Source organism: Bradyrhizobium sp. WSM2793 (genome assembly GCF_000379585.1).
Taxonomy (GTDB): Bacteria; Pseudomonadota; Alphaproteobacteria; order Rhizobiales; family Xanthobacteraceae; genus Bradyrhizobium.
This window is the reverse complement of sequence record NZ_KB902788.1, coordinates 76,141-98,247: the sequence shown is the minus strand read 5'-3', so window position 1 is coordinate 98,247 and position 22,107 is coordinate 76,141. Positions and strand designations below refer to the sequence as shown.

General features: G+C 65.0%; 20 protein-coding genes. 4 read left to right on the top strand and 16 right to left on the bottom strand.

Translation table 11 applies throughout. The annotated features are described in order from the left end of the window. Positions 1-68: 68 nt before the first annotated feature. The 10 genes from A3AS_RS0122120 to A3AS_RS0122070 all read right to left on the bottom strand — a co-directional run bounded on the left by A3AS_RS0122120 (position 69) and on the right by A3AS_RS0122070 (position 11,698). Positions 69-2,408: a mechanosensitive ion channel domain-containing protein gene (locus A3AS_RS0122120; RefSeq protein ID WP_018319746.1), complete on the bottom strand. Its 2,340-nt coding sequence runs from the start codon at positions 2,406-2,408 to the stop codon at positions 69-71. 810 nt (positions 2,409-3,218) lie between these two features. Continuing rightward, positions 3,219-4,256, bottom strand: coding sequence for a patatin-like phospholipase family protein (locus A3AS_RS0122110; RefSeq protein WP_018319744.1), 1,038 nt, complete (start codon positions 4,254-4,256; stop codon positions 3,219-3,221). Continuing rightward, positions 4,253-5,182, bottom strand: coding sequence for a polyphosphate kinase 2 family protein (locus A3AS_RS0122105; protein ID WP_018319743.1), 930 nt, complete (start codon positions 5,180-5,182; stop codon positions 4,253-4,255). The genes A3AS_RS0122110 and A3AS_RS0122105 overlap by 4 nt, the downstream gene beginning before the upstream one ends. After that, complete coding sequence (locus A3AS_RS0122100; protein ID WP_026202244.1) at positions 5,142-6,161, bottom strand: branched-chain amino acid ABC transporter permease; 1,020 nt, start codon at positions 6,159-6,161, stop codon at positions 5,142-5,144. Before A3AS_RS0122100 ends, A3AS_RS0122105 begins: the two co-directional genes overlap by 41 nt. After that, the gene (locus tag A3AS_RS0122095; protein WP_018319741.1) at positions 6,158-7,039 is read right to left on the bottom strand and encodes a branched-chain amino acid ABC transporter permease; all 882 of its coding nucleotides are present in this window, start codon (positions 7,037-7,039) and stop codon (positions 6,158-6,160) included. Before A3AS_RS0122095 ends, A3AS_RS0122100 begins: the two co-directional genes overlap by 4 nt. A 5-nt stretch (positions 7,040-7,044) precedes the next feature. Further along, the gene (locus A3AS_RS0122090) at positions 7,045-7,749 is read right to left on the bottom strand and encodes an ABC transporter ATP-binding protein (RefSeq protein WP_018319740.1); all 705 of its coding nucleotides are present in this window, start codon (positions 7,747-7,749) and stop codon (positions 7,045-7,047) included. 3 nt (positions 7,750-7,752) lie between these two features. Then, positions 7,753-8,520 carry an ABC transporter ATP-binding protein gene (locus A3AS_RS0122085; protein ID WP_018319739.1) on the bottom strand — a complete coding sequence of 256 codons (768 nt, stop codon included), beginning with the start codon at positions 8,518-8,520 and terminating at the stop codon, positions 7,753-7,755. 14 nt (positions 8,521-8,534) lie between these two features. Beyond that, entirely contained in the window at positions 8,535-9,845 is a 1,311-nt protein-coding gene (locus tag A3AS_RS0122080; RefSeq protein ID WP_018319738.1) for an ABC transporter substrate-binding protein, read from the bottom strand. Between the two features lie 93 nt (positions 9,846-9,938). Continuing rightward, positions 9,939-10,643 carry an NUDIX hydrolase gene (locus A3AS_RS0122075; protein WP_018319737.1) on the bottom strand — a complete coding sequence of 235 codons (705 nt, stop codon included), beginning with the start codon at positions 10,641-10,643 and terminating at the stop codon, positions 9,939-9,941. A 29-nt stretch (positions 10,644-10,672) separates the two neighbouring features. Beyond that, positions 10,673-11,698: an ABC transporter substrate-binding protein gene (locus tag A3AS_RS0122070; RefSeq protein WP_026202243.1), complete on the bottom strand. Its 1,026-nt coding sequence runs from the start codon at positions 11,696-11,698 to the stop codon at positions 10,673-10,675. Positions 11,699-11,836: 138 nt separating this feature from the next. On the opposite strand from A3AS_RS0122070, the gene A3AS_RS0122065 reads away from it, so the two are divergent. Next, a complete protein-coding gene (locus A3AS_RS0122065; protein ID WP_018319735.1) occupies positions 11,837-12,286 on the top strand; it encodes a cupin domain-containing protein in 450 nt (149 codons plus the stop codon). A 47-nt stretch (positions 12,287-12,333) separates the two neighbouring features. On the opposite strand, the gene A3AS_RS0122060 is transcribed toward A3AS_RS0122065, so the two are convergent. Further along, on the bottom strand, positions 12,334-13,122 hold the full coding sequence (locus tag A3AS_RS0122060; RefSeq protein WP_018319734.1) for an ABC transporter permease: 789 nt from the start codon (positions 13,120-13,122) through the stop codon (positions 12,334-12,336). Then, the gene (locus tag A3AS_RS0122055; RefSeq protein WP_018319733.1) at positions 13,122-13,940 is read right to left on the bottom strand and encodes an ABC transporter ATP-binding protein; all 819 of its coding nucleotides are present in this window, start codon (positions 13,938-13,940) and stop codon (positions 13,122-13,124) included. Before A3AS_RS0122055 ends, A3AS_RS0122060 begins: the two co-directional genes overlap by 1 nt. A gap of 280 nt (positions 13,941-14,220) precedes the next feature. Between A3AS_RS0122055 and A3AS_RS0122050 the strand changes: the two genes are divergently transcribed. Together A3AS_RS0122050 and A3AS_RS0122045 are read left to right on the top strand one after the other, a co-directional pair. Further along, positions 14,221-15,003: an ABC transporter ATP-binding protein gene (locus A3AS_RS0122050; protein WP_018319732.1), complete on the top strand. Its 783-nt coding sequence runs from the start codon at positions 14,221-14,223 to the stop codon at positions 15,001-15,003. Beyond that, a complete protein-coding gene (locus A3AS_RS0122045) occupies positions 15,000-16,559 on the top strand; it encodes a glycine betaine ABC transporter substrate-binding protein (RefSeq protein WP_018319731.1) in 1,560 nt (519 codons plus the stop codon). The genes A3AS_RS0122050 and A3AS_RS0122045 overlap by 4 nt, the downstream gene beginning before the upstream one ends. A gap of 147 nt (positions 16,560-16,706) precedes the next feature. Here the strand turns inward: A3AS_RS0122045 and A3AS_RS0122040 are convergent, their stop codons facing one another. Together A3AS_RS0122040 and A3AS_RS0122030 are read right to left on the bottom strand one after the other, a co-directional pair. Further along, positions 16,707-18,419, bottom strand: coding sequence for a sulfatase-like hydrolase/transferase (locus A3AS_RS0122040; protein ID WP_018319730.1), 1,713 nt, complete (start codon positions 18,417-18,419; stop codon positions 16,707-16,709). A 215-nt stretch (positions 18,420-18,634) separates the two neighbouring features. Then, positions 18,635-19,288: a TetR/AcrR family transcriptional regulator gene (locus tag A3AS_RS0122030; RefSeq protein ID WP_049814949.1), complete on the bottom strand. Its 654-nt coding sequence runs from the start codon at positions 19,286-19,288 to the stop codon at positions 18,635-18,637. A 107-nt stretch (positions 19,289-19,395) separates the two neighbouring features. On the opposite strand from A3AS_RS0122030, the gene A3AS_RS0122025 reads away from it, so the two are divergent. After that, positions 19,396-20,016, top strand: a complete 621-nt coding sequence (locus A3AS_RS0122025; protein ID WP_018319727.1) for a hypothetical protein — start codon at positions 19,396-19,398, stop codon at positions 20,014-20,016. An 11-nt stretch (positions 20,017-20,027) separates the two neighbouring features. On the opposite strand, the gene A3AS_RS0122020 is transcribed toward A3AS_RS0122025, so the two are convergent. Then, complete coding sequence (locus A3AS_RS0122020) at positions 20,028-20,876, bottom strand: SDR family oxidoreductase (RefSeq protein ID WP_018319726.1); 849 nt, start codon at positions 20,874-20,876, stop codon at positions 20,028-20,030. Positions 20,877-21,036: 160 nt separating this feature from the next. Further along, positions 21,037-22,056 (bottom strand): ketol-acid reductoisomerase, encoded by a 1,020-nt coding sequence (ilvC, locus tag A3AS_RS0122010; protein WP_018319725.1) that lies wholly within the window; start codon positions 22,054-22,056, stop codon positions 21,037-21,039. Between the last annotated feature and the right edge of the window lie 51 nt (positions 22,057-22,107).

Here is a 22,107-nt window from a genome sequence, read left to right as displayed (position 1 = left end):
ATGTCGGCAGCGGGCTGTAGGGCGAGTGAACGCTGCCGGGCGGGCCGAGGCAAGCGGTAAGTTGACTGCTATCCGGCGGCCCGCCGCGGCGTCAGATTGGCCGCGCCATCTGCCGGCGGCACGACGTGCATCAGGATGGTCTGGGTGGCGGAAGCGACGTCGATACCGTTCTGCTGGAAGCGCAGCTTCATGCGGCGGTTGAATTCGCGCTGGACCGGCCAGCGCCCGGCCTCGGTGCAGCGGATCTGGCCGACGATCGACACCATCGCGCCGTCGACCTTGTCGATGCCCCACAGATCGAGGTCGCCGCGGATCAGCGGGCGGAATTCCGGTTCGCGGCGCATCTCGTCGACGATGTCCTTGAGGATCTGGCCGGCGCGGTCGGTGTCTTCCTTGTAGGCGACGTTGACGCTGACCGAGGCGTTGCCGGCGCCGCGGCTGGCATTGGTGATGGTCGTGACCGCGCTGAACGGCACGATGTGCACGGCGCCGTCGCCGGCGCGCAGACGGATGGTGCGGATCGAGACGTTCTCGACCACGCCCGACAGCCCCGACACGCTGACATTGTCGCCGACCTGCACCGTGTTCTCCAGCAGCAAAAAGAGACCGGTGATGAGATCCTGCACCAGCTTCTGCGAGCCGAAACCGATGGCGATGCCGACGATGCCGGCGCCCGCGAGCAGCGGCGCGACATTGACGCCGATCTCGCTCAACGCGGTGAGGCCGACGACGGTGGCGATCAGGCACAGCAGCGCCGTGCGCAGCATCGGCTGGAAGGTGCGCAACCGCGCGGCACGGGCGTAGTGCCCGTCCCGCGACAGCGTGTTGATCTGGCGGTCCAGCAGCGCGTTGCTGGCTTCCCAGATCGCCGCTGCGATCAGGACGGCAAGGCCGATCGTCACCACGGCCGAGATCAGCCGGCTGCCGATCTGGCCGCCATAGAACCAGACGATGGCGTCCACGCCCCAGACCTCGAGCACGGCGACGAAGCCGATGAAGCCGATCACGCCGGATACGATCTTGCGCAGCAGCGGCAGATAGCGGTTGGCGCGGATCTCGAGACCGGGAAAGCGCTGGAGGATCTCCGGCTTGATGCGGAAGCCGCGGTCGATCAGGCTGAGCGTCAGCATGATGGCGACGCGCGTGACCAGCGCCACCACGACCGTACCGACGAAATACTGCAAAAGCAGGGAATAGCCGTTGCGGATGTTGAGCGCCCACACCGCCCACAGCGCAAGATCGAGCGCGATGGCGAGATAGTGCCAGCCGCCGGCGACGCGGTTGCGCAGGCGGGCCGCGATGCCCTGCCGCTCGGCCGGCGCACGGATGGCCTCGGCGACCTGCCGGCGGCATTGCAGGATGATGACGACGATGAAGAGGTGCACGACCAGCATCACCATGCGCAGCAGCGCCGCATAACCGGTACGATGCAGGCCGAGCAGCAGGGCCACATTGGCAAAGGCGATGCCGGAGACGCCGACGCCGACGATGCGGCGCGCCCAGATCTCGATATAGGCCGCGGTCTCGGCCCGGACCGGAAACAGCCCGAACGGTCCCGCCAGCGCCCGGATCACGCAGATGAGTCCGCGCGAGAAGGCATAGGCATTGACCACCGCGAGGATCACGAGGCGAACGGTCGTGGGCTCGCCGATCTCGGTGCCGAGCAGCGCGGTGGCGACGCCGACGAAGATGACCACCGGCAGCAGTTCGAGCACGAGACGTCCCAGTACGAAGGGCAGCCGCAACAGAACCTGCCACACGCGCGCGAGGCTGTGGCGTCGCTTATTCAAGTCGGGCGCGGGCGTGACATCGGCCGTTGAGGACGGCGGGTCGGCAATGGGGATCACCTGTGCCGGCAGGTGCGCGGTTTGCGGCACGCGTCCTTCCAGGAACGCAACCGGGCGGCGGATCAGGCGAAAGATCACCCACTCGGCCACAAGGGCGCAGCCGAGCACCAGCGCCAGCTTCCAGGCGATCTCGATCAGAAGATTGTAGGCGGCAGGATCGTTCGCAGTCCGCAGGAACCAGTAGTAGAAGGCCGGGAAGTGCGTGAGCGTCCGCGCCATGCTGGCGATCTCGCTCGAGATCGCGCCGATCTCCTCCGACACCGTGAGCAGGAGTTGCGCGCCGAGGCCGTCGGCGGAGAGCGGGATCGGCGACTTCTGCTCAGGCGCGGGCGGCGCAGGCTGCTGCTGACCGGACGCACTCGCGATCGCGCGCAGCGTATCGATCATCTGCGCGCGCTTCTTGTCGTCCTGGAGCGTCTCCAGCGCGCGCCTGGCTTCGTCGGGCGACAGTGCGGCAGCATTGTTGGTCGCCGGCCGAGGCGTTTCGGCGCGGATGCCGGAGAAAGAGGAGATCGCGAGGAAGAGAGCGGCGAGGACCGCCGGGGCAAGCTTATGCGACACGAGGATTCCCTGGAAAAAATGAATGAGCCGGCGGCGTCGGGACCGTCGCCGCCGAAGCACACGCGTCATGTCGGATCGCAGCTATTCGCCTCCGGCCTGTGTCGGAAGTTGGCCTTTGAGGCGACATTCTCTTGGCATTTGCCGCAATGCGAAGATCGGGGAACCGCAACATCGGCGCGGGTCAGTTGCCTGGCAATTGCGCTGCGGCCATGGCTCGAGACGCGCTCGGGCCAGCCGACGTGCCATGCAACACCCTCCGTCATTCCGGGAGGCGGCCCGGAATGACGGCAAGGAGGAAGGTGGAGGAGAAAAGCAGGATGTCAAAACCACCTGTCGCGGTCAGCCTCGTCTTGGCCATCCGGACACGATCGATGTGATGCAAAATACAGCGCCGGGAAGGTAGGGGCTCTGCCTCACTGATGCAGCCCGCTAAACCTTGACCCGGCGTGCCGTTCGCGGTTTCCGCCGCTATGCGATAGTCCGAACGAGCTCCATCGCACTTAACGCGGCTGGATTTGCGGAGGTGGAGTCATAGACCTCCCCTTGCTCATGAGGTGGACGTTGCGCGTCGCTTGTTTGCGACCAGCGGAATGCTCCTCCTGTGCCACAAAACTGTCAAGCGGGATCGACAAGCGCGCGATCACAATTGGAGGCGTTAGTTCCGCAGGGTTTGGCGCAGCATCTGTTTTGCCCGACGCATCAAGTCCATTTCGCAAAATCCACATTCATACGACACCCGCCGGCAAGCCATTGATTTCGCTGCGCCCGGCTACTGTGCATGGGGTTGTTTTCGTAGTTTTTGTCTGAGGCCTAGAGAAACATGTCGGCCAGGTCCACCGTCGAGGCGATCCCGACCTGGTCGAAGTTGCGCGCCAGCCAGCTTCGCGCCGCCGAACGGCCCTCGTCGCGCAGGCGGCACAACAGGCTCCATTCGGGATGGAATTGCGTGGCCGTGCCGAGCTGCGACATCAGCTGGTCGTTGCCGATCCAGTGCATGTACATGCGGCTGTGCTTGCCGCTGTCGAGCTCGTCATCGTCGATCAGCCGTGTGGCGAAGGCGATCGCGCGCATCTCGCGCATCAGGGACGAATTGAAGCTGATCTCGTTGATGCGATGGAGGACGTCGGCCGCGCTCGTCGGCAGCTCGTCGCGCCGGATGGCCGTGACCTGCACGACGACGACGTCGTGGCTGCCCTTGCGGTAGATCAGCGGGAAGATCGCGGGATTGCCGAGGTAGCCGCCGTCCCAATAATGCTCGCCGTCGATCTCGACGGCCTGGAAATAGGGTGGCAGGCAGGCCGAGGCCAGCACGGTATCTGCGGTGAGATGCGGGCTCTGAAATACCTTGATCTTGCCGGTGCGGACGTTGGTCGCGTTGAGGAACAGTTGCGGTGCCTCGGGCGAGGAATTGAGCCGATCGAAATCGACGACCCGCTGCAAGAGCGACCGGAGCGGATTAAAATGAAAGGGATTGAGCAGACCCGGCGGCAGCGTGTGCGTCAACGTGTGGATGACGGCGTGAACCGGATGATATTCCGGCGGCAGCTTCAGGGCCTGGATCCACTGGTTCAGCGGCGACATCAAATCGTATGCCATGTCCATGCGAGACACTTCGTACCAGAATGCGTGCAGGCTCTCCCGCGCGGCCTCCGCACCCCCGTGCGCCATGCCGGAAGCCATCGCCACCGCATTCATGGCGCCGGCACTGGTCGCGCTGACCGCCTCGATCGTGAGCCTGCCGTCTTCGAGCACCTGGTCGAGCACGCCCCAGACGAAGGCGCCGTGCGCGCCGCCGCCCTGGAGCGCGAAATTGATGGTCTTGCGGTCGGCGGTCCGATTGGCTGTCACTTTGCTTTCTTCTTGCCTCCCGTCCCCTCTTTCTCCAAGGCCTTGCGCACCTCGTCGAACTCCGCCACCGAGGCCTTGTCGGCGCGGGGGAAACGCAGGTCGAGCTTTTCGAGCGCGGCATTGATCACCGAGCCGATCACGACGCGCGCGAACCATTTGTGGTCCGCGGGCACGACGTACCACGGCGCATGCGGCGTAGAGGTGTGCCGGACGATATCCTGGTAGACCGCCTGGTAGCGCGGCCACAGCGCGCGCTCCTTGATGTCGTCCATCGAGAACTTCCATTGCTTGGCCGGCTCCTCCAGCCGGTCGAGGAAGCGCTTGCGCTGCTCCTCTCTGGAGACGTTGAGGAAGAACTTCAGCACCACGGTGCCGTTGCGGCAGAGATATCGCTCCCAGGCGGCAATGTCCTCGAACCGCTCGTTCCAGATGTTCTTGGTGAGGAGCTTTGACGGCAGCTTCTCGTTGGCCAGAAGTTGCGGATGAACGCGCGTGACGAGGCATTCCTCGTAGTGCGAGCGATTGAAGATGCCGATATGGCCGCGTTCGGGCAGCGCGACCGCGTGCCGCCAAAGGAAATCGTGGTCGAGCTCGTTCTTGCTCGGCGCCTTGAAGGCGGTCACCTCGCAGCCCTGCGGGTTGATGCCCTCGAAGATCGCCTTGATGGCGCTGTCCTTGCCGCCGGCGTCCATGGCCTGAAATACGATCAGGAGCGACCAGCGGTCCTGGGCATAGAGCTTCTCCTGAAACCCGATCAGCCGCTTCTTGTTGGCGTCGAGAATCGCCAACGACTTCTCCTTGTCGAGATCGCCCTTCTCGTCGGTCTTGTGCGCCTTGAGATGAAACTTGCCCGATCCATCGTAGCGGAACGGCGTGATGTAGCGGTCAAGTTCCTGGGCGAGCGATTTGGACGGCTTCTTGCTCATGAGCGCGGGGCACCTTGGGTTGCGGCTTCAGTCGGTCGAGCAAGCTACCAAGGATGCCCTTGGGAAGGAATATGATGAAAAGGACCAGCAGCACGCCGTAGACGAGATTGTCCCAGCCGACCGCCTTGGTGCCGAAGCCGATGCGAAGGGTTTCCGCCAGCAGGATGGTGATCACGGCGCCAAAGGTCGGACCGAGCGAGACGAACAGGCCACCCACGATGGCCGCGAACACCATCTGCAGCGACACCGCGATGCCGCTGACGGTGTCGGGCGTGATGAACATCTGGTACTGGCAGTAGATCGCGCCCGCGAGCGCCGTCATCAGGGCACTAAGCAGCGTGATCTTCAGCTTTTCCGCGGTGACGTCGACGCCGGCGGCGGCGGCTGCGTCCTCGTCCTCCGAGATCGCCTCCAGCGCATAGCGGCTCATGCTGCGGTCGACCCAGTGCCAGACCACGATGCCGAACAGCCAGACCCCGAGCGCAATCAGATACCAGGTCGTCTTGTCGTCGAACTGCAGTGCCAGCAGCTTGTTGCCCGAGGTTCGATTCGGCGTGTAGCCCAGCGAGCCGCCGGTGTAGTCGCGCGTCGCAGTGATAACCTGGAGCACGATGCCCGACAGCGCCAGCGTCACCAGCACGAAATAGTGTCCGGTGATGCGGAAGCGGAAGCAGGGATAACCGACGATCAGCGCCAGTGCGCCGGCAGCGACCATGCTGACGGGAATGCCGATCCAGGGCGACACGCCGAGGTGATTCCAGAGCAGCGCGGTGACATAGGCGCCGATCCCCATGAAGCCGCCATGGCCGAGCGAGACGAGGCCGAACCGCCCCATCATCGACCACGACGTGTAGGCGAACGACCAGATCAGGATCAGCACCAGGATGTGCAGATGATAGGGATCGCGATAGACGAAGGGCAGCGCGACCAGCGCCGCCAGCCCAATTCCCCATGCCGCAAGCCGCCCCTGCCCCATCATCGGCGCCTCGCGAGCAGGCCCGCGGGCCGGATGAACATCATGACGATGAAAAAGGCGAAGGCGAGCACATAACCCCATTCCAGGTCGGAGAACAGGCCGCCGAGCGAGATGATCTCGGCGAACACGAAGGCGGCGATGAAGCCGCCGATGAAATTGCCGAGCCCGCCGAGCACGCAGATCAGGAAGGTGATCGGCCCGAAGGACAGGCCGACGAATGGATGCACGTCATATTGCAGCACCAGCAGGCAGGCGGCGAGCCCCGCGAGCGCGCCGCCGAGCGCGGAGGTGATGAGATAGATCCGCTTGGTGTCGACGCCCATCAACGCCATGATCTGCCGGTCCTGCGAGATGGCGCGGATCGCGGTGCCGGTAAAGGTGCGCGTCATGAACAGATAGACGGCGACCATGCCGACCAGCGCGGCCAGGAACGACAGTAGCCGCGCGTAGCTGAAATTCATGTCGCCGAGGGCGAGCACCGGCAGGCGGATGCCGAGATTTCGGAAATCGATGCCGAAGGCGACGGTGGCAAAGCTCTGCAGCACGAACAGCACGCCGCCGGTCGCAAGCAGCTGGTTGATCGGCGGCGCAGTCAACAGCGGCGCGATCACGAGGTAATGCAGCGCCGCGCCGAGGATCGCGACCAGCACGATAGTGAAGGGCGCGGCGACGAAATAGCTGACGCCGTAATACTGCACCATGAAATACATGGCGTACATGCCGATCATCACCAGCTCGGCATAGCAGATCCAGGTCACGTCGATCACGCCGAAGATCAGGTTCAGCCCGAGCGCGAGCAGCGCCAGCACGCCGCCGAGCAGGATGCCGTTGATCACGGCCTCCAGCAGATAGATGTCGAAGACGTCCAAGAATGCCTGCATGCCCCTCACACCCCGAGATACGCCTCTTTGACCGTGTCGCTCGCCAGCATCTCGGCGGACGTGCCGGATGCCCGGATGGTACCTGCCTCGATCAGATAGGCGCGATCGACCACTTTCAGCACTTGCTGCACGTTCTGCTCCACGATCAGCACGGTCAGCCCGCTGGCGCGGATCCGCTTCACCAGCTCGAACACCTGCTGCACCACGACCGGCGCGAGGCCGGCCGAGGGCTCGTCGAGCAGCAGCAGCTTTGGATTGGACATCAGCGCACGGCCGATCGCGCACATCTGCTGCTCGCCGCCAGACATGGTGCCGGCCATCTGGTGGCGCCGTTCCTTCAGGCGCGGAAACAGGTCGAACACCACTTCGAGCCGCTCGGCATACTGACTGCGCGCCTCCTTCATGAAGGCGCCCATCTTGAGATTGTCGTCGACCGAGAGCTGCGGAAACAGCCGCCGGTTTTCCGGCACATGCGCAATGCCGAGGCTGACGATCTTGTGCGGCGGCGTTGCCACGACGTCGGTCACCTCCATCCGGATCGAGCCGCGCGAGGGCCGGATCAGGCCGGAGACGACGCGCATCAGGGTGGTCTTGCCGGCGCCATTGGGGCCGATGACGCCGACGGCTTCGCCGGCCTTCACGTCGAGATTGACATCGAACAGCGCCTGGAACGTGCCATAGCCGGCATTGACCGCGCGGAGCTCCAGCATCGTCTAGCCTCCCGCGCGGCGGCGCGCTTCGGCGGCCGCGGCCTGCGTGGTCTCGGCATCGGTGCCGAGATAGACCTCGATGACGCGCGGATCGCCCGCAACCGCGCTCGGCAGGCCTTCCGAGATCTTCTCGCCGTGATCGAGCACCATGACGCGATCGACGACGCGCATCAGCACGCCCATGATGTGCTCGACCCAGATGATGGTGATGCCGAGCTCGTCGCGGATGTTGCGCAACATGTCGGCGGCCTGATCCATCTCGGTTTCGTCGAGACCGCCGAGGCTCTCGTCGGCCAGCAGCAGCTTTGGCGCCGTGGCGAGCGCTTTCGCAAGCTCGAGCTTCTTCAACCCCGCTGCGCCGAGGCCATCGACGCTGGCATGGCGATCGGTCGGCAGGCCGACCATCGCGAGTGACCGTTCGGCCGCTTCCTCGGCCTTGATGCGGCTGTGGCGACCCTGGCCGTAAAAGCCGGCGAGCGCGACGTTCTCGAAGATGGTCAGGCGGCGGAACGGCCGCGGAATCTGGAAGGTGCGGCCGATTCCGCTGTTGATGATCCGGTGCGGTGCGAGGCCCGCGATCTCGGAGCCGCCGAACACGATCGAGCCCGATGTCGGCGCCAGCGTGCCGGAGAGCATGTTGAAGATCGTGCTCTTGCCCGAACCGTTCGGCCCGATCAGGCCGAGGATCTCGCCCTGATCAACCCGAAACGACACGTTGTTGACGGCGGTGAAGCCGCCGAACCGCTTCACCAGCCCACTGACCTCCAGCACCAGACACTCCGCCGCTATTGGTTGCTGTAGGTGGTGCCTTTCGGCAGCGGCAGCACGGCTTCGCGCTGCGCCTGGCTCTTCGGCCACACCACGGAGGATTTGTCGTCGATGTACTGGATCACGACGGGGAACGAGCGCTCGTTCTGCCCGGCCATGGGGCTGCCCTCGCCGTAGAACTTCACGCCGAAGCCGAGCATGGTGCCGCCTTCGGGGATGTCGGTGTCGAGCGCCGCCTTGCGCAGCGCCTCGGGATCGACACCGCCATATTTCTTGATCGCGCGCGGCAGCACGTCGGCCATGAACACGTAAGTGTTGGACGCGCCGATGCCGACATGGGCGGAGCGGATGGCAACCCCGGGCCTGATCTTGTCAAACTCCTCGCCGACCATCTTGATCACGGGCGGGAGCTTCGGATCCATGGTCTTCTGGTTGGCGAGCCAGATCGAGATCGGGTCGGCGTTGAAGATGTAGGTGGCGTCGGCCCCCATGCCTTCCTTCAGCTTCTCATAGACGCCGTAGCCCGCACCATGGCCCATCAGCGCGCCGAACTTCAGGCCCTGCTCGCGGGCCTGGCGGAGCAGCAGCGTGATGTCGGGGTTGTAGCCGGTGTGGAAGATCACGTCGGGCTTGGCACGCTTGAGCTTGGTCACCAGCGCCGATAGATCGGGCGCGGTCGCCGAATAGCCCTCCTTCATCACGACGTTGAAGCCGGCTTTCTTCGCGCCTGCCTCGTTGCCCTTGGAGACGTCGACGCCATAGGCGCCGTCCTCGTGGATGATGGCGACGCGCAGGTCCTTCGGCTCCTTGTCGAACTTCGCCTTGGCGTTCTGCGCGATGAAATCCATCGTCATCATGCCGAACTGGTCGCCGCTCGCCTGCGGGCGGAAGACGTATTTGTAGCCCTTCTCGTTGAACACGGCGGACGAGATGCAGGTCGTCATCCACATGAACTTCTTGAGCTGCTCGACGCGGGCGGCCACCGGCACGCACTGCGCCGAGGAGAAGAAGCCGAGCACCATGTCGACCTTCTCCTGCTCAAGCAGGCGGACGGATTCGTTGATGGCGATGTCGGGCTTGCTCTGCGCATCGGCATAGACCGCCTCGATCCTGTAGCCTTCGACGCCGGTCTTGGCGAAATGGTCGAGGATGATCTTTGCGCCGATATAGCCGAGTTCGGAACCGCCGCCGGCCAGAGGTCCGGTCAAATCAAAAACGACGCCGATCTTGATCTTCTTGTCCTGAGCCTGGGCGGCCACCGCCAGGCTCGTCGCGGATATCGCGATCACCAGCCCACGTACCAATCGGGCAGCCATGCGCAGGCGCATCAAAACCTCCCTGGACGATTGTGCATTGCATTCGTCTTGCTTTTGGTTGCCCCCATCACATGGGCAGAGCGCAGGGATGTCAAGCCTCGCGCATCAGCGCGAGGCGAACTGCTGCTCGATAAAGGCCGTGACAAATCGCGGCATGGTCGGCGTGAGATCACCCGTCCCGCGCACGAGATGAATCGCCGACAATTCCGGCTCGTGCTCACGGGCGAGATTGGCTTCGATCCGGGCGCGAGCCTCGTCGCCGGGCAAATCGAGGTTGAGCACCTGCATCATCGCAATCGTGGGGCCGCTGACGACGCAATACCAGTCCGGCTCGGCCCGATAGTCCGCCGCCGTCAAGCCGGTCTCTTCCTGAATTTCGCGGACAACGCTGCCGGGAATGTCCAGCATCCCATCCCTGACATCGTCGAGATCGGGCGTGCCCGACGGGAAATAGATGCGGCCTGCGTTCGCGGTGTGCTGCGCCATCTCGCCCATCAGGAAGGCGCCGTCGGACGTGCGCAGCGCGCCCATGCCAAACCCGTTGAACACGGGCGCGCCGGGAAAGCCCCAATCGCGCCAGGCAAGGAAGCTTGCGAAGTCGGTCTCGAAATAGGTCGCAGTGAAATGACCGTCCGCGAATACGGGATCGCGTCCCATCAGGACGCGGCCGTTCCAGATCTTCGGCCGCTCACGCTGCTTTTCGGCGAAGTGCGCCGCGATCTCGGCCCGGCGCTCCTCGGCGAACGGCCAGACGATCGGCCGCACGGCAAGAGCAAGCGTCGTGACGCGATGAATGATCGGTGACGTCATGAGGGGCGACTATCACGCCTTCGCGTCAGCTATTTGGCGTTCCCCGTGGTCTTCTTGGCCTGCTCGACGAACTTGTTGGTGAAGGTCTTGCTGACGTCGATCTTGGCGTTCGCCACCTCGGGCGAGCCGACGCTGAACACCGCGAGCACGGCATCCGCGCCCTTCGGGTCCATCTTGCCGGTCTCCGAGTACATCGGGATCGTGTTCTTCAGCGCGGCGAGATAGAGATCCTTGTTCTTGCCGACTGTCTCCTCCGGCATCTTCGCCATGATCTCCTCAGGGCTGTGCGAATGGATCCAGGCGAGCGTGGCGAGGATCGCGTTGGTGAGCGCCTGTGTCTCCTTCTCGTGCTTGGCAACCCAGGCCGCGGTCGAGTACAGCGCGCCGCCGGGATATTCGCCGCCGAAGGTCTCGAGCGTGTCCTTCTGCGTCCGCGTGTCGGAGAGGATGCGCAAATCCTTGTGGCTGCCCTGCAGCACGGTGACGGAGGGATCGAGCATCACGGCCGCGTCGATCTGGCCCTGCTCCATCGCGGCGACCGCGGTGGCGCCGAGGCCGACGCCAATCACGGCGGCGCTGGTCGGATCGATGCCGTTCTTCTTGAGCATGTACTTCAGGAAGAAGTCGGTCGAGGAACCGGGCGCGCTGACCCCGACCTTCTTGCCGGCGAGATCCTTGACCGACTTGATGTCGTTGGTGCGCGAGGGCGCGACCACGAGCACGAGGCCGGGATAGCGGTCATAGACCACGAAAGCCTGGAGCTCCTGCTTCTTCGCCGCCAGATTGACGCAATGGTCGAAATAGCCGGAGACCACGTCGGCGCTGCCGCCGAGCACGGCCTTGAGCGCGTCCGAGCCGCCCTTGAGGTCAACCAGCTCGACGCTGAGGCCGGCCTTCTCGTATTCGCCGAGCTGCTTGGCCAGCACCGTCGGCAAATAGCACAGGCAGGAGCCGCCGCCGACCGCGATGGTGACCTTGCTTTGCGCCGCGGCAAATCCGGTGGTGAGCGTCAGCGCGAGCAGCGCCGCGGCGAGCCTGGCAATCGTGTTCTTCATTGGTTTCCTCCGTTCGGCCGGCGGCACCATAGAGCAGCGCGACGGGCTTGAGAAGCGTAGCCTAAGGCACTGGCCATCGGCCTTTTGGCGCAATAGCATGCGGGTACAACAACAAACTCGTGATGGGGAGGATCATCCATGAATCGCCTTGCAATCGGGCTGTCGATCGCCGCCGCCTTTGCCGCCGGATGCGCCGCGAACCAGCTGCTCCGACCGGCGCTGGCCGCCGAGAACATCACCGCGCAGATCATCCACACCGGCGAGATGGAAGGCGATGCGCTCGGCGCCGCCAACAATGTCGGCTACCGCTCAAAAATGTTCGCGAGCGCCGACGGCGCCACGATCTCGATCCAGGTCGGCAATGTGCCCAAGCACATGCATCCCAACACCAACGAGATCCAGTACATCCTGGACGGCACCGGCACGATCTGGCTCGGCGACAAGGAAGTCACGGTCAAGCCGGGCGACCTCGTCATCATCCCGAAGGGCACGCCGCATGGCGGCACCAAGCCGATCAGCGGACAGGTCAAGGCGATCGCAATCAAGACGCCGCCGCAGGCACCCGACGACACCAAGCTGCTGGATTGAGGATTCGCGATTGGGGCCCGCGCCGATACGCGGGTCCCGCCTCGCGCCTAGCCGCGCCCATCCGATGCCGTCGGCCGCCACACCAACAGGCGCCGCTCCACCAGCGTGACCCCATAGTCGATCAGGATCACGAACGCCGACAGCACGAACATGCCGGCGAACACGCCGGCGACGTCGAACACGCCCTCCGCCTGCTGGATGAGATAGCCGAGGCCCGCTGCCGATCCCAGATATTCGCCGACGACCGCGCCGACCACGGCAAAGCCGACCGAGGTGTGCAGCGAGGAGAACATCCAGGACAGCGCCGAGGGCCAATAGACGTGCCGCATCAGCTGCCGCTCGCTCATGCCGAGCATGCGGCCATTGTCGAGCACGGTGCGGCTGACCTCCTTGACGCCCTGATAGACGTTGAAGAACACGATGAAGAACACCAAAGTCACGCCGAGCGCGACCTTGGACCAGATGCCGAGGCCCAGCCACAGCGCGAAGATCGGCGCCAGCACCACGCGCGGCAGCGCGTTGACCATCTTGACGTAGGGGTCGAACACTGCCGCTACAATCGGCTGGCGCGCGAACCAGAAGCCGACCAGCACGCCGCCGAGCGAACCGATCACGAAGGCGAGGATCGATTCCGCCAACGTGATGCCGAGGTGCTTCCAGATCACGCCGGAAGAGAACCACTTCACGATCTGGCTGAACACGTCGAACGGGTTGGAGAAGAAGAACGGCGGCAGCAGGATCTTGCCGAACACGGGAACGGTCGACAGCACCTGCCACAGCACGATGCAGACGACCGCGACCAGGACTTGCAGCGCAAACAGCGTCGGGCGCGACATCAGACCGCCTCCGCCGCTTGGGTGGATTGCGCGTAGCCCTTCATCACCTCGTCCTTGAGCACGCTCCAGATCTCGCGGTGGAGCGCATGGAACTCCTTGTCCAGTCGCACCTCGAAGATGTCGCGCGGCCGCGGCAGGCTCACCTGCCAGTCGCCGATGATGCGCGAGGACGGCCCGGCCGACATGATCACGACGCGGTCGGCGAGCGCGATCGCCTCTTCGAGATCATGGGTGACGAACAGCACGGCCTTGCGGTCGGCGTTCCAGAGGTCCAGCAGCAGGTTGCCCATCACCTGGCGGGTCTGCGCATCGAGCGGCCCGAACGGCTCGTCCATCAAGAGGATCTTTGGATCGCGGATCAGCACCTGCGCCAGCGCCACGCGCTTGCGCTGGCCGCCCGAGAGCATGTGCGGATAGCGACCCGCGAACGCGCCAAGGCCGACCGAGGTCAGCCATTTCTGTGCGCGCGGCAGTGCCTCGGCGCGCGGCGTGCCCTTGATCTCCAGCCCGATCGCGACATTGTCGAGGGCGGTCTTCCACGGGAACAGCGCGTCGGCCTGGAACAGGTAGCCGGCATCCCGGTTCAGCCCCGCGAGCGGCCGGTCGAAAATCCTGACGCTGCCGGCGGCCGGCTTCAGCAGCCCGGCCGCAACGTTGAGCAGCGTCGATTTCCCGCAGCCCGTGGGCCCGACGATGGCGACGAACTCGCCTTGCGCCACTGTGAGGTGGGCCTTTTCCACCGCTGTATAGACCCGCCCGTCCCCGAGCCGGAACGCAACCTTGGCATCTTCCAGCGCCACTGCCGTTGGCGTTGACATATATTCCCTCCGAACTTGGCCCGATGCCTTAGCCGCTCGCGCGGCCAAGTTCAATCAAGCCGCCGAGCGTGCTACGCATGGGCGTCGCCGCGCTCTTACCCTCCCCTGGAGGGGGAGAGTCGGCTCACATGAGCGCCAGCGAAATGTGAGACGGGGTGGGGTGACGGTCTCTCCACGTCCAACACTGCCCGGGTTGAGAGACCACCCCACCCCGCTCGCGCAGCGCGCGATCGACCCTCCCCCTCCAGGGGAGGGTAAGAGAAAAGCGAGCTCACCTGCGATGCCTTCCAAACCAGCCATCAGCTATGCCCAGGTCACCAAGAGCTTCGGCTCGCTCAAGGCCGTGGACAATTTGTCGCTCGACATCGCCGAGGGCGAATTTGTGGCGATCGTCGGCGGATCGGGCTCCGGCAAGACCACGCTGCTGCGGCTCGCCAACCGGCTGATCGAGGCCGAGGGCGGCACCATCACGGTCGAAGGCGAGGACGTGCAAAGCGTCGATCCGGTCGCGCTGCGGCGGCGGATCGGCTACGTGTTCCAGAGCGGCGGGCTGTTTCCGCATCTGAGCGTTGCCGACAATATCGGGATCACGCCGAAACTGCTGGGCCAGCCGGCGGCCGATATCGCAGCGCGCGTCGACGAGCTGCTGGAGCTCGTGCAGCTCGACCGTGACGCGCATCGCAGCCGTCTGCCGGAGGCGCTCTCCGGCGGCCAGCGCCAGCGCGTCGGCGTGGCGCGGGCGCTGGCGGCAAGGCCCCGCATCGTGCTGATGGACGAGCCGTTCGGCGCGCTCGATCCCATCACCCGCGATGCGCTCGGCGACGACTATCGTTCGCTGCACCGCAAGCTCGGCCTGACCACCGTGATGATCACGCATGACATGACGGAGGCGATCCTGCTCGCCGACCGCATCGCGGTGATGCGCAGCGGACAGCTGCTCGCGCAGGGCACCCCCACCGAGCTCTCGAACAACAGCGACGCTTACGTGCTGGAGCTGCTGCGTACGCCGCGGCGCCAGGTCGAGCGGCTGAACGCGCTGCTGCCACAAAGCGGTGCGGCATGAGCCTGTTTTCCGATCCACGCTGGGGCGAGGCGCTGGCGCATCTGCCCGATTATCTCGGCAATCATGTGCGGGTGAGCCTCGCTGCGCTCGCGCTTGGCCTTGCCGTCAGCCTGCCGCTGGCGATCCTGACACGCAACCGCCCGGCGCCGCGAGCCATCCTGCTCGCGATCGCCAGCATCGTGCAGACGGTGCCGGGCCTGGCGCTGCTCGCGCTGTTCTATCCGCTGCTGCTGCTGGCCGCCTCGGTGACGCTGGCCTGGTTCGGTGTTGCCTTCTCGGCGTTCGGCTTCCTGCCGGCGATGCTGGCGCTGGCGCTCTATTCGATGCTGCCGGTGCTGCGCAACGGCATCACCGGGCTCAACGGCATCGATCCCGCGCTGATCGAGGCCGCCAAGGGCGTCGGCATGACCGCGCGGCAATCGCTCGTCATGGTCGAGCTGCCGCTGGCGCTGCCGGTGATGATGGCGGGCATCCGCACCGCCGCGGTGTGGGTGATCGGCACCGCGACGCTGTCGACGCCGATCGGGCAGACCAGCCTCGGCAATTACATCTTTGCCGGGCTTCAAACCCAGAACTGGGTGTTCGTGCTGTTCGGCTGCTTTGCCTCGGCGCTGCTGGCGCTCGCCGTCGATCAGCTGCTCGGCCTGATCGAGGGCGGCCTACGCCAACGCAGCCGCGCCCGCACCGCGCTCGGCGCAGCCGGTATCGCGGCGCTGGTCGCTGCAACGCTGGTGCCGACGATGGGACGCTCGTCGCAGGGCTATGTCGTCGGCGCCAAGACGTTCGCCGAGCAATATGTGCTGTCGGCTCTGCTCAGGGACCGCCTCCAGGCCGCCGGTCTGCCCGCGACGACGCGCTCGGGCCTCGGCTCCAGCGTGATCTTCGGGGCGTTGAAGGCCGGCGACATCGATCTCTATGTCGATTATTCCGGCACGCTCTGGGCCAATCAGCTGCATCGCACCGACATCAAGCCGCGCGCAGAGCTGGTGACGGATTTGAAGGCAAGCCTGGCAAAGGACAACATCACCCTGCTCGGCGAGCTCGGCTTCGAGAACGCCTATGCGTTGGTGCTTCCGAAGAAGCGCGCCGAAGCGCTTGGCATCCGGACCATTGCCGATCTCGCGGCGCACGCATCGACGCTATCGATTGCCGGCGACTACGAGTTCTTCTCGCGGCCGGAATGGGCGGCGCTGCAAAAGGCCTACGGCCTTTCGTTCCGCGCCCAGCGCCAGATGCAGCCGGATTTCATGTATGCAGCGGTTGCGAGCGGCGAAGTCGACGTGATCGCCGGCTACACCAGCGACGGATTGATCGCGAAATACGATCTTGTCGCGCTCGACGATCCCAGGCACGCGATCCCGCCCTACGACGCGATCCTCCTGCTCGCACCGAAGCGCGCCGGCGACGAGCGGCTCAAGGCAGCACTGCAACCGCTGCTCGGCAAGATCGACATCGCCACCATGCGCGAGGCGAACCTGCGCGCCAGCGGCAACGACGCGAATTCCTCGCCGGATGCGGTGGCGAAGTGGCTGTGGGAGAAGGTGGGCGGGCGGTAGGTTGAGATTTCGTAGGGTGAGCAAAGGCGCGCAAGCGCCGTGCCCACGGTCGCTGGATTCGTGTGAGAGGTGGTGGGCACGCTTCCGCCTTCGCTCTTCGAGCTACGGCGAACAAGTCGCTTTGCCCACTCAGGATGGCGGTAGAGCCTACAGCCCCCTGATGATCCCCGCGTTGATCAGCAGGCGGTTCAGCCGCCGCGCTTCGACGCCGTCCTTGCAGCTGTAGAACACGCCCTTGCAGCGGAGCATGATCTCCTTCTGCTCGGCGAAGGACGGATCGAGCGGGATGCCGGCGGCCTCCTGGATCACCAGCGGCAGATAGGGGCCGTCGATCGTGTCCATCACGGCAGCACTCTTCACCGGCTCGAAATTGACGGCGTCGATCGCGTAATAGGTCGCGTAGAGGCGCGGATCGTAGGCGTCCAGCTTCTTGCCGAGAGCGCCCTCGTCGAGCCCGGGCTCGAGGATAGCAGGCGCGAACTCGGGTTGATGATCGCCATAGCGCACGATCAGGAAGGGCTCGCCGGGGAACGTCTTCTTCAGGCCCGCGACGAACGCCTTGTATTGCTCGGCGCTGATCGCCTGCCGACGCAGATATTCGTCGATGGACGGCACATTGCCCGGCGCGCGCCAGTTCGGCAGCAGGTCGGGACGGAAGCGCGTCTCCCAGGGGAAATGATTGGCACCGAGATAGATGAAGGTGAACAGCGGCTTGTTGGGCGGCTGCTGGCCCATCAGCTGGAGCGCCTTGTCGTAGAAGAAGCCGTCGGGCTCGACGTCCTTGGCACCGAGGTCCTTGGCGTCGAGGAAGCGCTCTATGCCGGTCGTCAGTTGGAAGCTGCGCGCGGCCATGAAGCCGCCATGGGCGGGATAGAGCGACATCGTGTCGTAGCCGCAACGGCGCAGCGCCAGCGGCAGCCCGCGCTCGACGCGGTTCGAGGCGATGCGCGTCACGAAATAGGCAAAGCGGCCGAACGAGCGCGAGGAGAGGCCTGCAAGCACGTTGTATTCGGTGAACCAGCTCGGCCCGCCATTGCTCTCGGCCAGGAACGTGCGTTGCTTGCCGTCCCAGGATTTGAAGTGGCTGCCATAGCCCTGCGGCACCTTGATGCCCTGGGCGGCGCGGATGTCGAAGCTCGATTCATCATGGATCATGATGATGTTCGGCCGGCGTCCGGCAGGATGGCAGGAATCGACCAGCGGCATGTTGAGGCGCTCGTTGGTCGCGGCGGCCGATTCCATGAAGCCGTACTGCACGAAATCGGAGACCGAGCTGACGCCGGATCGGAAGAACTTCGACAGATAGCCGTCGTCGTAATAGCCGCGCCAGGCTTCGTCCGGATGATAGAGCGAATAGCCGACCAGCGCGGCAAGGCAGGCCAGCTTGCAGGCGAACGCCGGCAGACGGCGGATGCGGAACGGATCGAGCCACCACAGCGCATACATCAGCGGCAGCGTGACGAAGCCGGCCAGGATCACCGACCAGCGCAAATTCGGGAAGATCGTGAACAGGAACGCGACGGTGTCGCGGTCGATCATCATCAGGTCGATGAAGTTGACCGTCATCTGGACGACGTCGTGCTTGAGCCGCGACAGCAGCACCAGCACGACGACCATGGTCAGCGACAGCGCGCCTGATAACGCCGGCCGGCGCAGCAGCGTGATCCAGAAAAAATTGAGGATGCCCCAGGCCAGCGCGAAGGAGAGCCGCGAGCCGAAATCGGTCTCGGTCTGGTACATCAGCGCGAGCGCGGCCAGATGCGGCGCGGCAACCGCGAGCAGCCGCCAGATGCCGAGCGCGGCGACGCTCGCCAGCACGGCGGTCGTGGCAGAAGGACCTGGATTGGGCGCGGACGCCATCGACGACACGCTATACTTCAAGTCCGGCGCGGTGATGCCAGGCCGTCTGGTCCTCGAGACGGTGACGGGGCGTCCGGAGCAGCCGGAAGCCTGCACCGTGTCATAAAACTGTAACGGAACGGTCAAGGACAGGCAACGCATGCGGTGACCCGACCTTCGCTTATTGTTAGTGACCGGCGAAGCCCGCACGGCGGCGGGCCGAGCCGCTCGCTCGGTTAAGGCTTTGCGATGCCGGCGATGAAGAGGTCGAGCACGCCTTCCGCCATCCGCTCGATCGCCCCCTCCTCGACGCCCCAGCGCGGAAAGTGGCCATCGAGATTCATCCGGGCGAAGCCGTAGACCAGGGCGCGGCCGGCGATCTGGATGCGCTTGCGGTCCGCCGACCGCAGCAGGCCCTGCTCCGCCGCCTCGGCCAGGATTCCCTCGGTCAGCGCGATCAACTCGGCATTGTCGCGCGTCAATTCCGCGGAGCTGCCATGGGCGAAATAGCGCCCGGTGGAGATGATCTCGAAATGGGCGGGATTGCGCATCGCCCAGCGCAGGTAAGCAAGGCCAAAGGCACGAAAACGGGCAAGCGGGCCGGCCGCCGGAGCCTCGCTCAGCGCGGCCTCGATCTCGGCACGGAAACGCCGCTGCGCCTCCTCGGCCGCCGCCGCCATCAGTGCATCGCGGTTTGGAAAGTGCCGGAACGGCGCGCCCGGCGACACCGCGGCCCGGCGCGCGGCCTCACGGACGGAGACCTCCGCTCCCTCCGCCGCCAATTGCAGCGCAGCATCGATCAGGACACGGCGGAGGTCGCCGTGGTGATACGGCCTGGCCTGGGCTGCAGGGCGGCGGGCGCGCGGCTTGGACGGCTGGCGGGCGGACATGGCGCTTCCTAGCATCACCCGAACGTGAATGTAAGCGGTGATTACACCATTGACCGCTGCGCGACGCCGAAATGTAATCGATGATTACATAACGGAGGAAGATCACCATGCCGCAACGTCAAAGCTGGTTCGAAGGCTGGCGGCTGCTCGCCGCCCTCACCCTCAGCCTGATCCTTCTCAGCATGTGGATCGCCTCGATGCGGCAGTTCGAGGTCGAGGGCGTGCGGATGGTGATCCGCTTCACCGCACGCAGCTCGCTGCTGCTGTTCTGCCTCGCCTTCAGCGCCGCAGCGATGGCGCGGCTTTGGCCCAACGCATGGACCCGCTGGCAGCGCCGCAACCGCCGCTATCTCGGCCTCAGTTTTGCGGCTTCCCACGCCATCCACGCCGTTGCGATCGTTGTTTTCGCCTGGACGGATCCTGCCAGTTTTGCCGAGGCAACCTCGGCCGTCTCCTACATCTTCGGCGGGATCGGCTATGGCTTCATCGTCGCGATGAGCGCCACCTCGTTCGACCGCACCGCCGCGCTGATCGGCCCCCGCGCCTGGCGCACGCTGCACCTGGTCGGCGGCTATTATCTCTGGTTCCAGTTCATGGTGTCATTCGGCAAGCGCGTGCCGGCGATGCCGCTCTATGCCGCTTTCCTCATTCCGCTGCTGATCGTGATGATGCTGCGCATGATCGCGATGGCCCGCCACCCGCGCGGGCAGACCGTTGCGGCGGGCTGAAGCGCCCGCCTTTACTGCGGCAGCAGTCCGAGCCGCTTGGCGATGATCCGGTCGACCGTCCGTTTCGGCAGTACGGCACCGATCAGATGGCGGAGCGGGTCGGGCGTGATCTGGTAACGTACCTTGGGGCTTACCGCCGTCAGCGCCTCGAACACGATCTCGGCGATCCGCTCGGCCGGCAGGCCCTTCGCGCCGAGATCCATCATGAAGGCCATGACCTTGTTGAGCGCCGGGAGATAGGGCGAGTTCTGGTAGACGGAGAGATCGATCTGCTCGGCCTTGCTCCAGATCGGCGTCTTCACCGCGCCGGGGGCGACGATGATGACGTCGATGCCGAACAGCATCAATTCGCGGCGCAGGCTTTCCGACAGTCCCTCGACGGCGTGCTTGGAGGTGCAGTAGGGCGCCGACAGCGGATTGCCGTTCTTTCCTGCGACCGAGCTGATCATCACGATCCGCCCCTTCGGCCCCTTCAGCGACGGGTCGGCCCCGAGCAGCGGCCGGAACGCCTGCGTCGCGATGACAGGGCCGATGACATTGATGTCCATCTGGCGGCGGAAATCATCCGCCGACAATTCGAGCACGGGACCGGCGACGGCGATGCCCGCATTGTTGACGAGGCCGGCCAGCGTCTCACCGTTCAGCGCTTCGCGAACTTTTCGCGCAGCAGCGAGGACCGCGGCCTCGTCGGTGACGTCGAACAGCAGCGGCGTGAAATTGGCGCCAAACTCACCCTGAAGCCGGTCGGCATCGGCCTGCTTGCGGACGCTGCCGAACACGCGATAGCCGCGCCCGAGCACGAATTTGGCAGTAGCCCAGCCGATGCCTGTGGACGCACCGGTAACGACGACAGATCGCATGGTCTTCCTCCTCTGGAGTTCCCGCGATCATGCCTTGGATTTTTGCCCATGTCCCGGACAAGCGCAGCGAAACGGAGCGCAGAGCCGGGACCCAGGAGCCGCAATGGACCCCGGATCAGCAGCGCACCACTTGCGTGATGCGCTGCGTCCGGGAGACGACTTAGTTCTTCGACTTGTCGACCAGCGCGCCCTTCTTGATCCAGGGCATCATATCGCGCAGCTTCGCGCCGACTTCCTCGATCGGGTGCTGAGCGAGCTTGGCGCGGGTCGCCTTGAACGAGGTCTGGTTGACCTTGTTCTCGAGCATCCAGTCGCGGGCGAACTTGCCGCCCTGGATGTCGGCGAGAACGCGCTTCATCTCGGCCTTGGTCTCGGCGGTGACGATGCGCGGGCCGGTGACGTACTCGCCGTACTCCGCGGTGTTGGAGATCGAGTAGTTCATGTTGGCGATGCCGCCTTCATAAATCAGGTCGACGATCAGCTTCACTTCGTGCAGGCACTCGAAATAGGCCATCTCCGGAGCGTAGCCGGCTTCGACCAGGGTCTCGTAGCCGCCCTTGATCAGCTCGACCAGGCCGCCGCAGAGCACCACCTGCTCGCCGAAAAGGTCGGTCTCGCACTCTTCCTTGAAGGTGGTCTCGATGATGCCGGCGCGGCCGCCGCCGACAGCCGAGGCGTAGGACAGGCCGAGGTCATGGGCGTTGCCCGAGACGTCCTTGGCGATTGCGATCAGGCAGGGCACGCCGCCGCCGCGCTGATATTCCGAGCGCACGGTGTGGCCGGGACCCTTCGGCGCGATCATGAGCACGTCGAGATCGGCGCGCGGGTCGAGCAGGTTGAAGTGGACGTTGAGGCCGTGTGCGAACACGAGGGCGGCGCCCTTCTTCATGTTGTCGTGCAGGTGATCGCGATAGATATCGCCCTGGAGCTCGTCCGGGGTCAGCATCATGACGAGGTCGGCCCATTTGGCGGCTTCGGCGACTTCCATCACCTTGAAGCCGGCGGCTTCCGCCTTCTTGACCGAGCCCGAGTCCTTGCGCAGCGCAATGGCAACATCCTTGACGCCGGAATCCTTCAGGTTGAGCGCATGGGCGTGGCCCTGGCTGCCATAGCCCACGATGGCGACCTTCTTGCCCTTGATCAGGTTCAGGTCGGCGTCGCGATCGTAATAAACACGCATGGGTCGTTTCCTCGTTAGGGGCCAGAATCGGCCGTTGGTCAGGTCCGACTG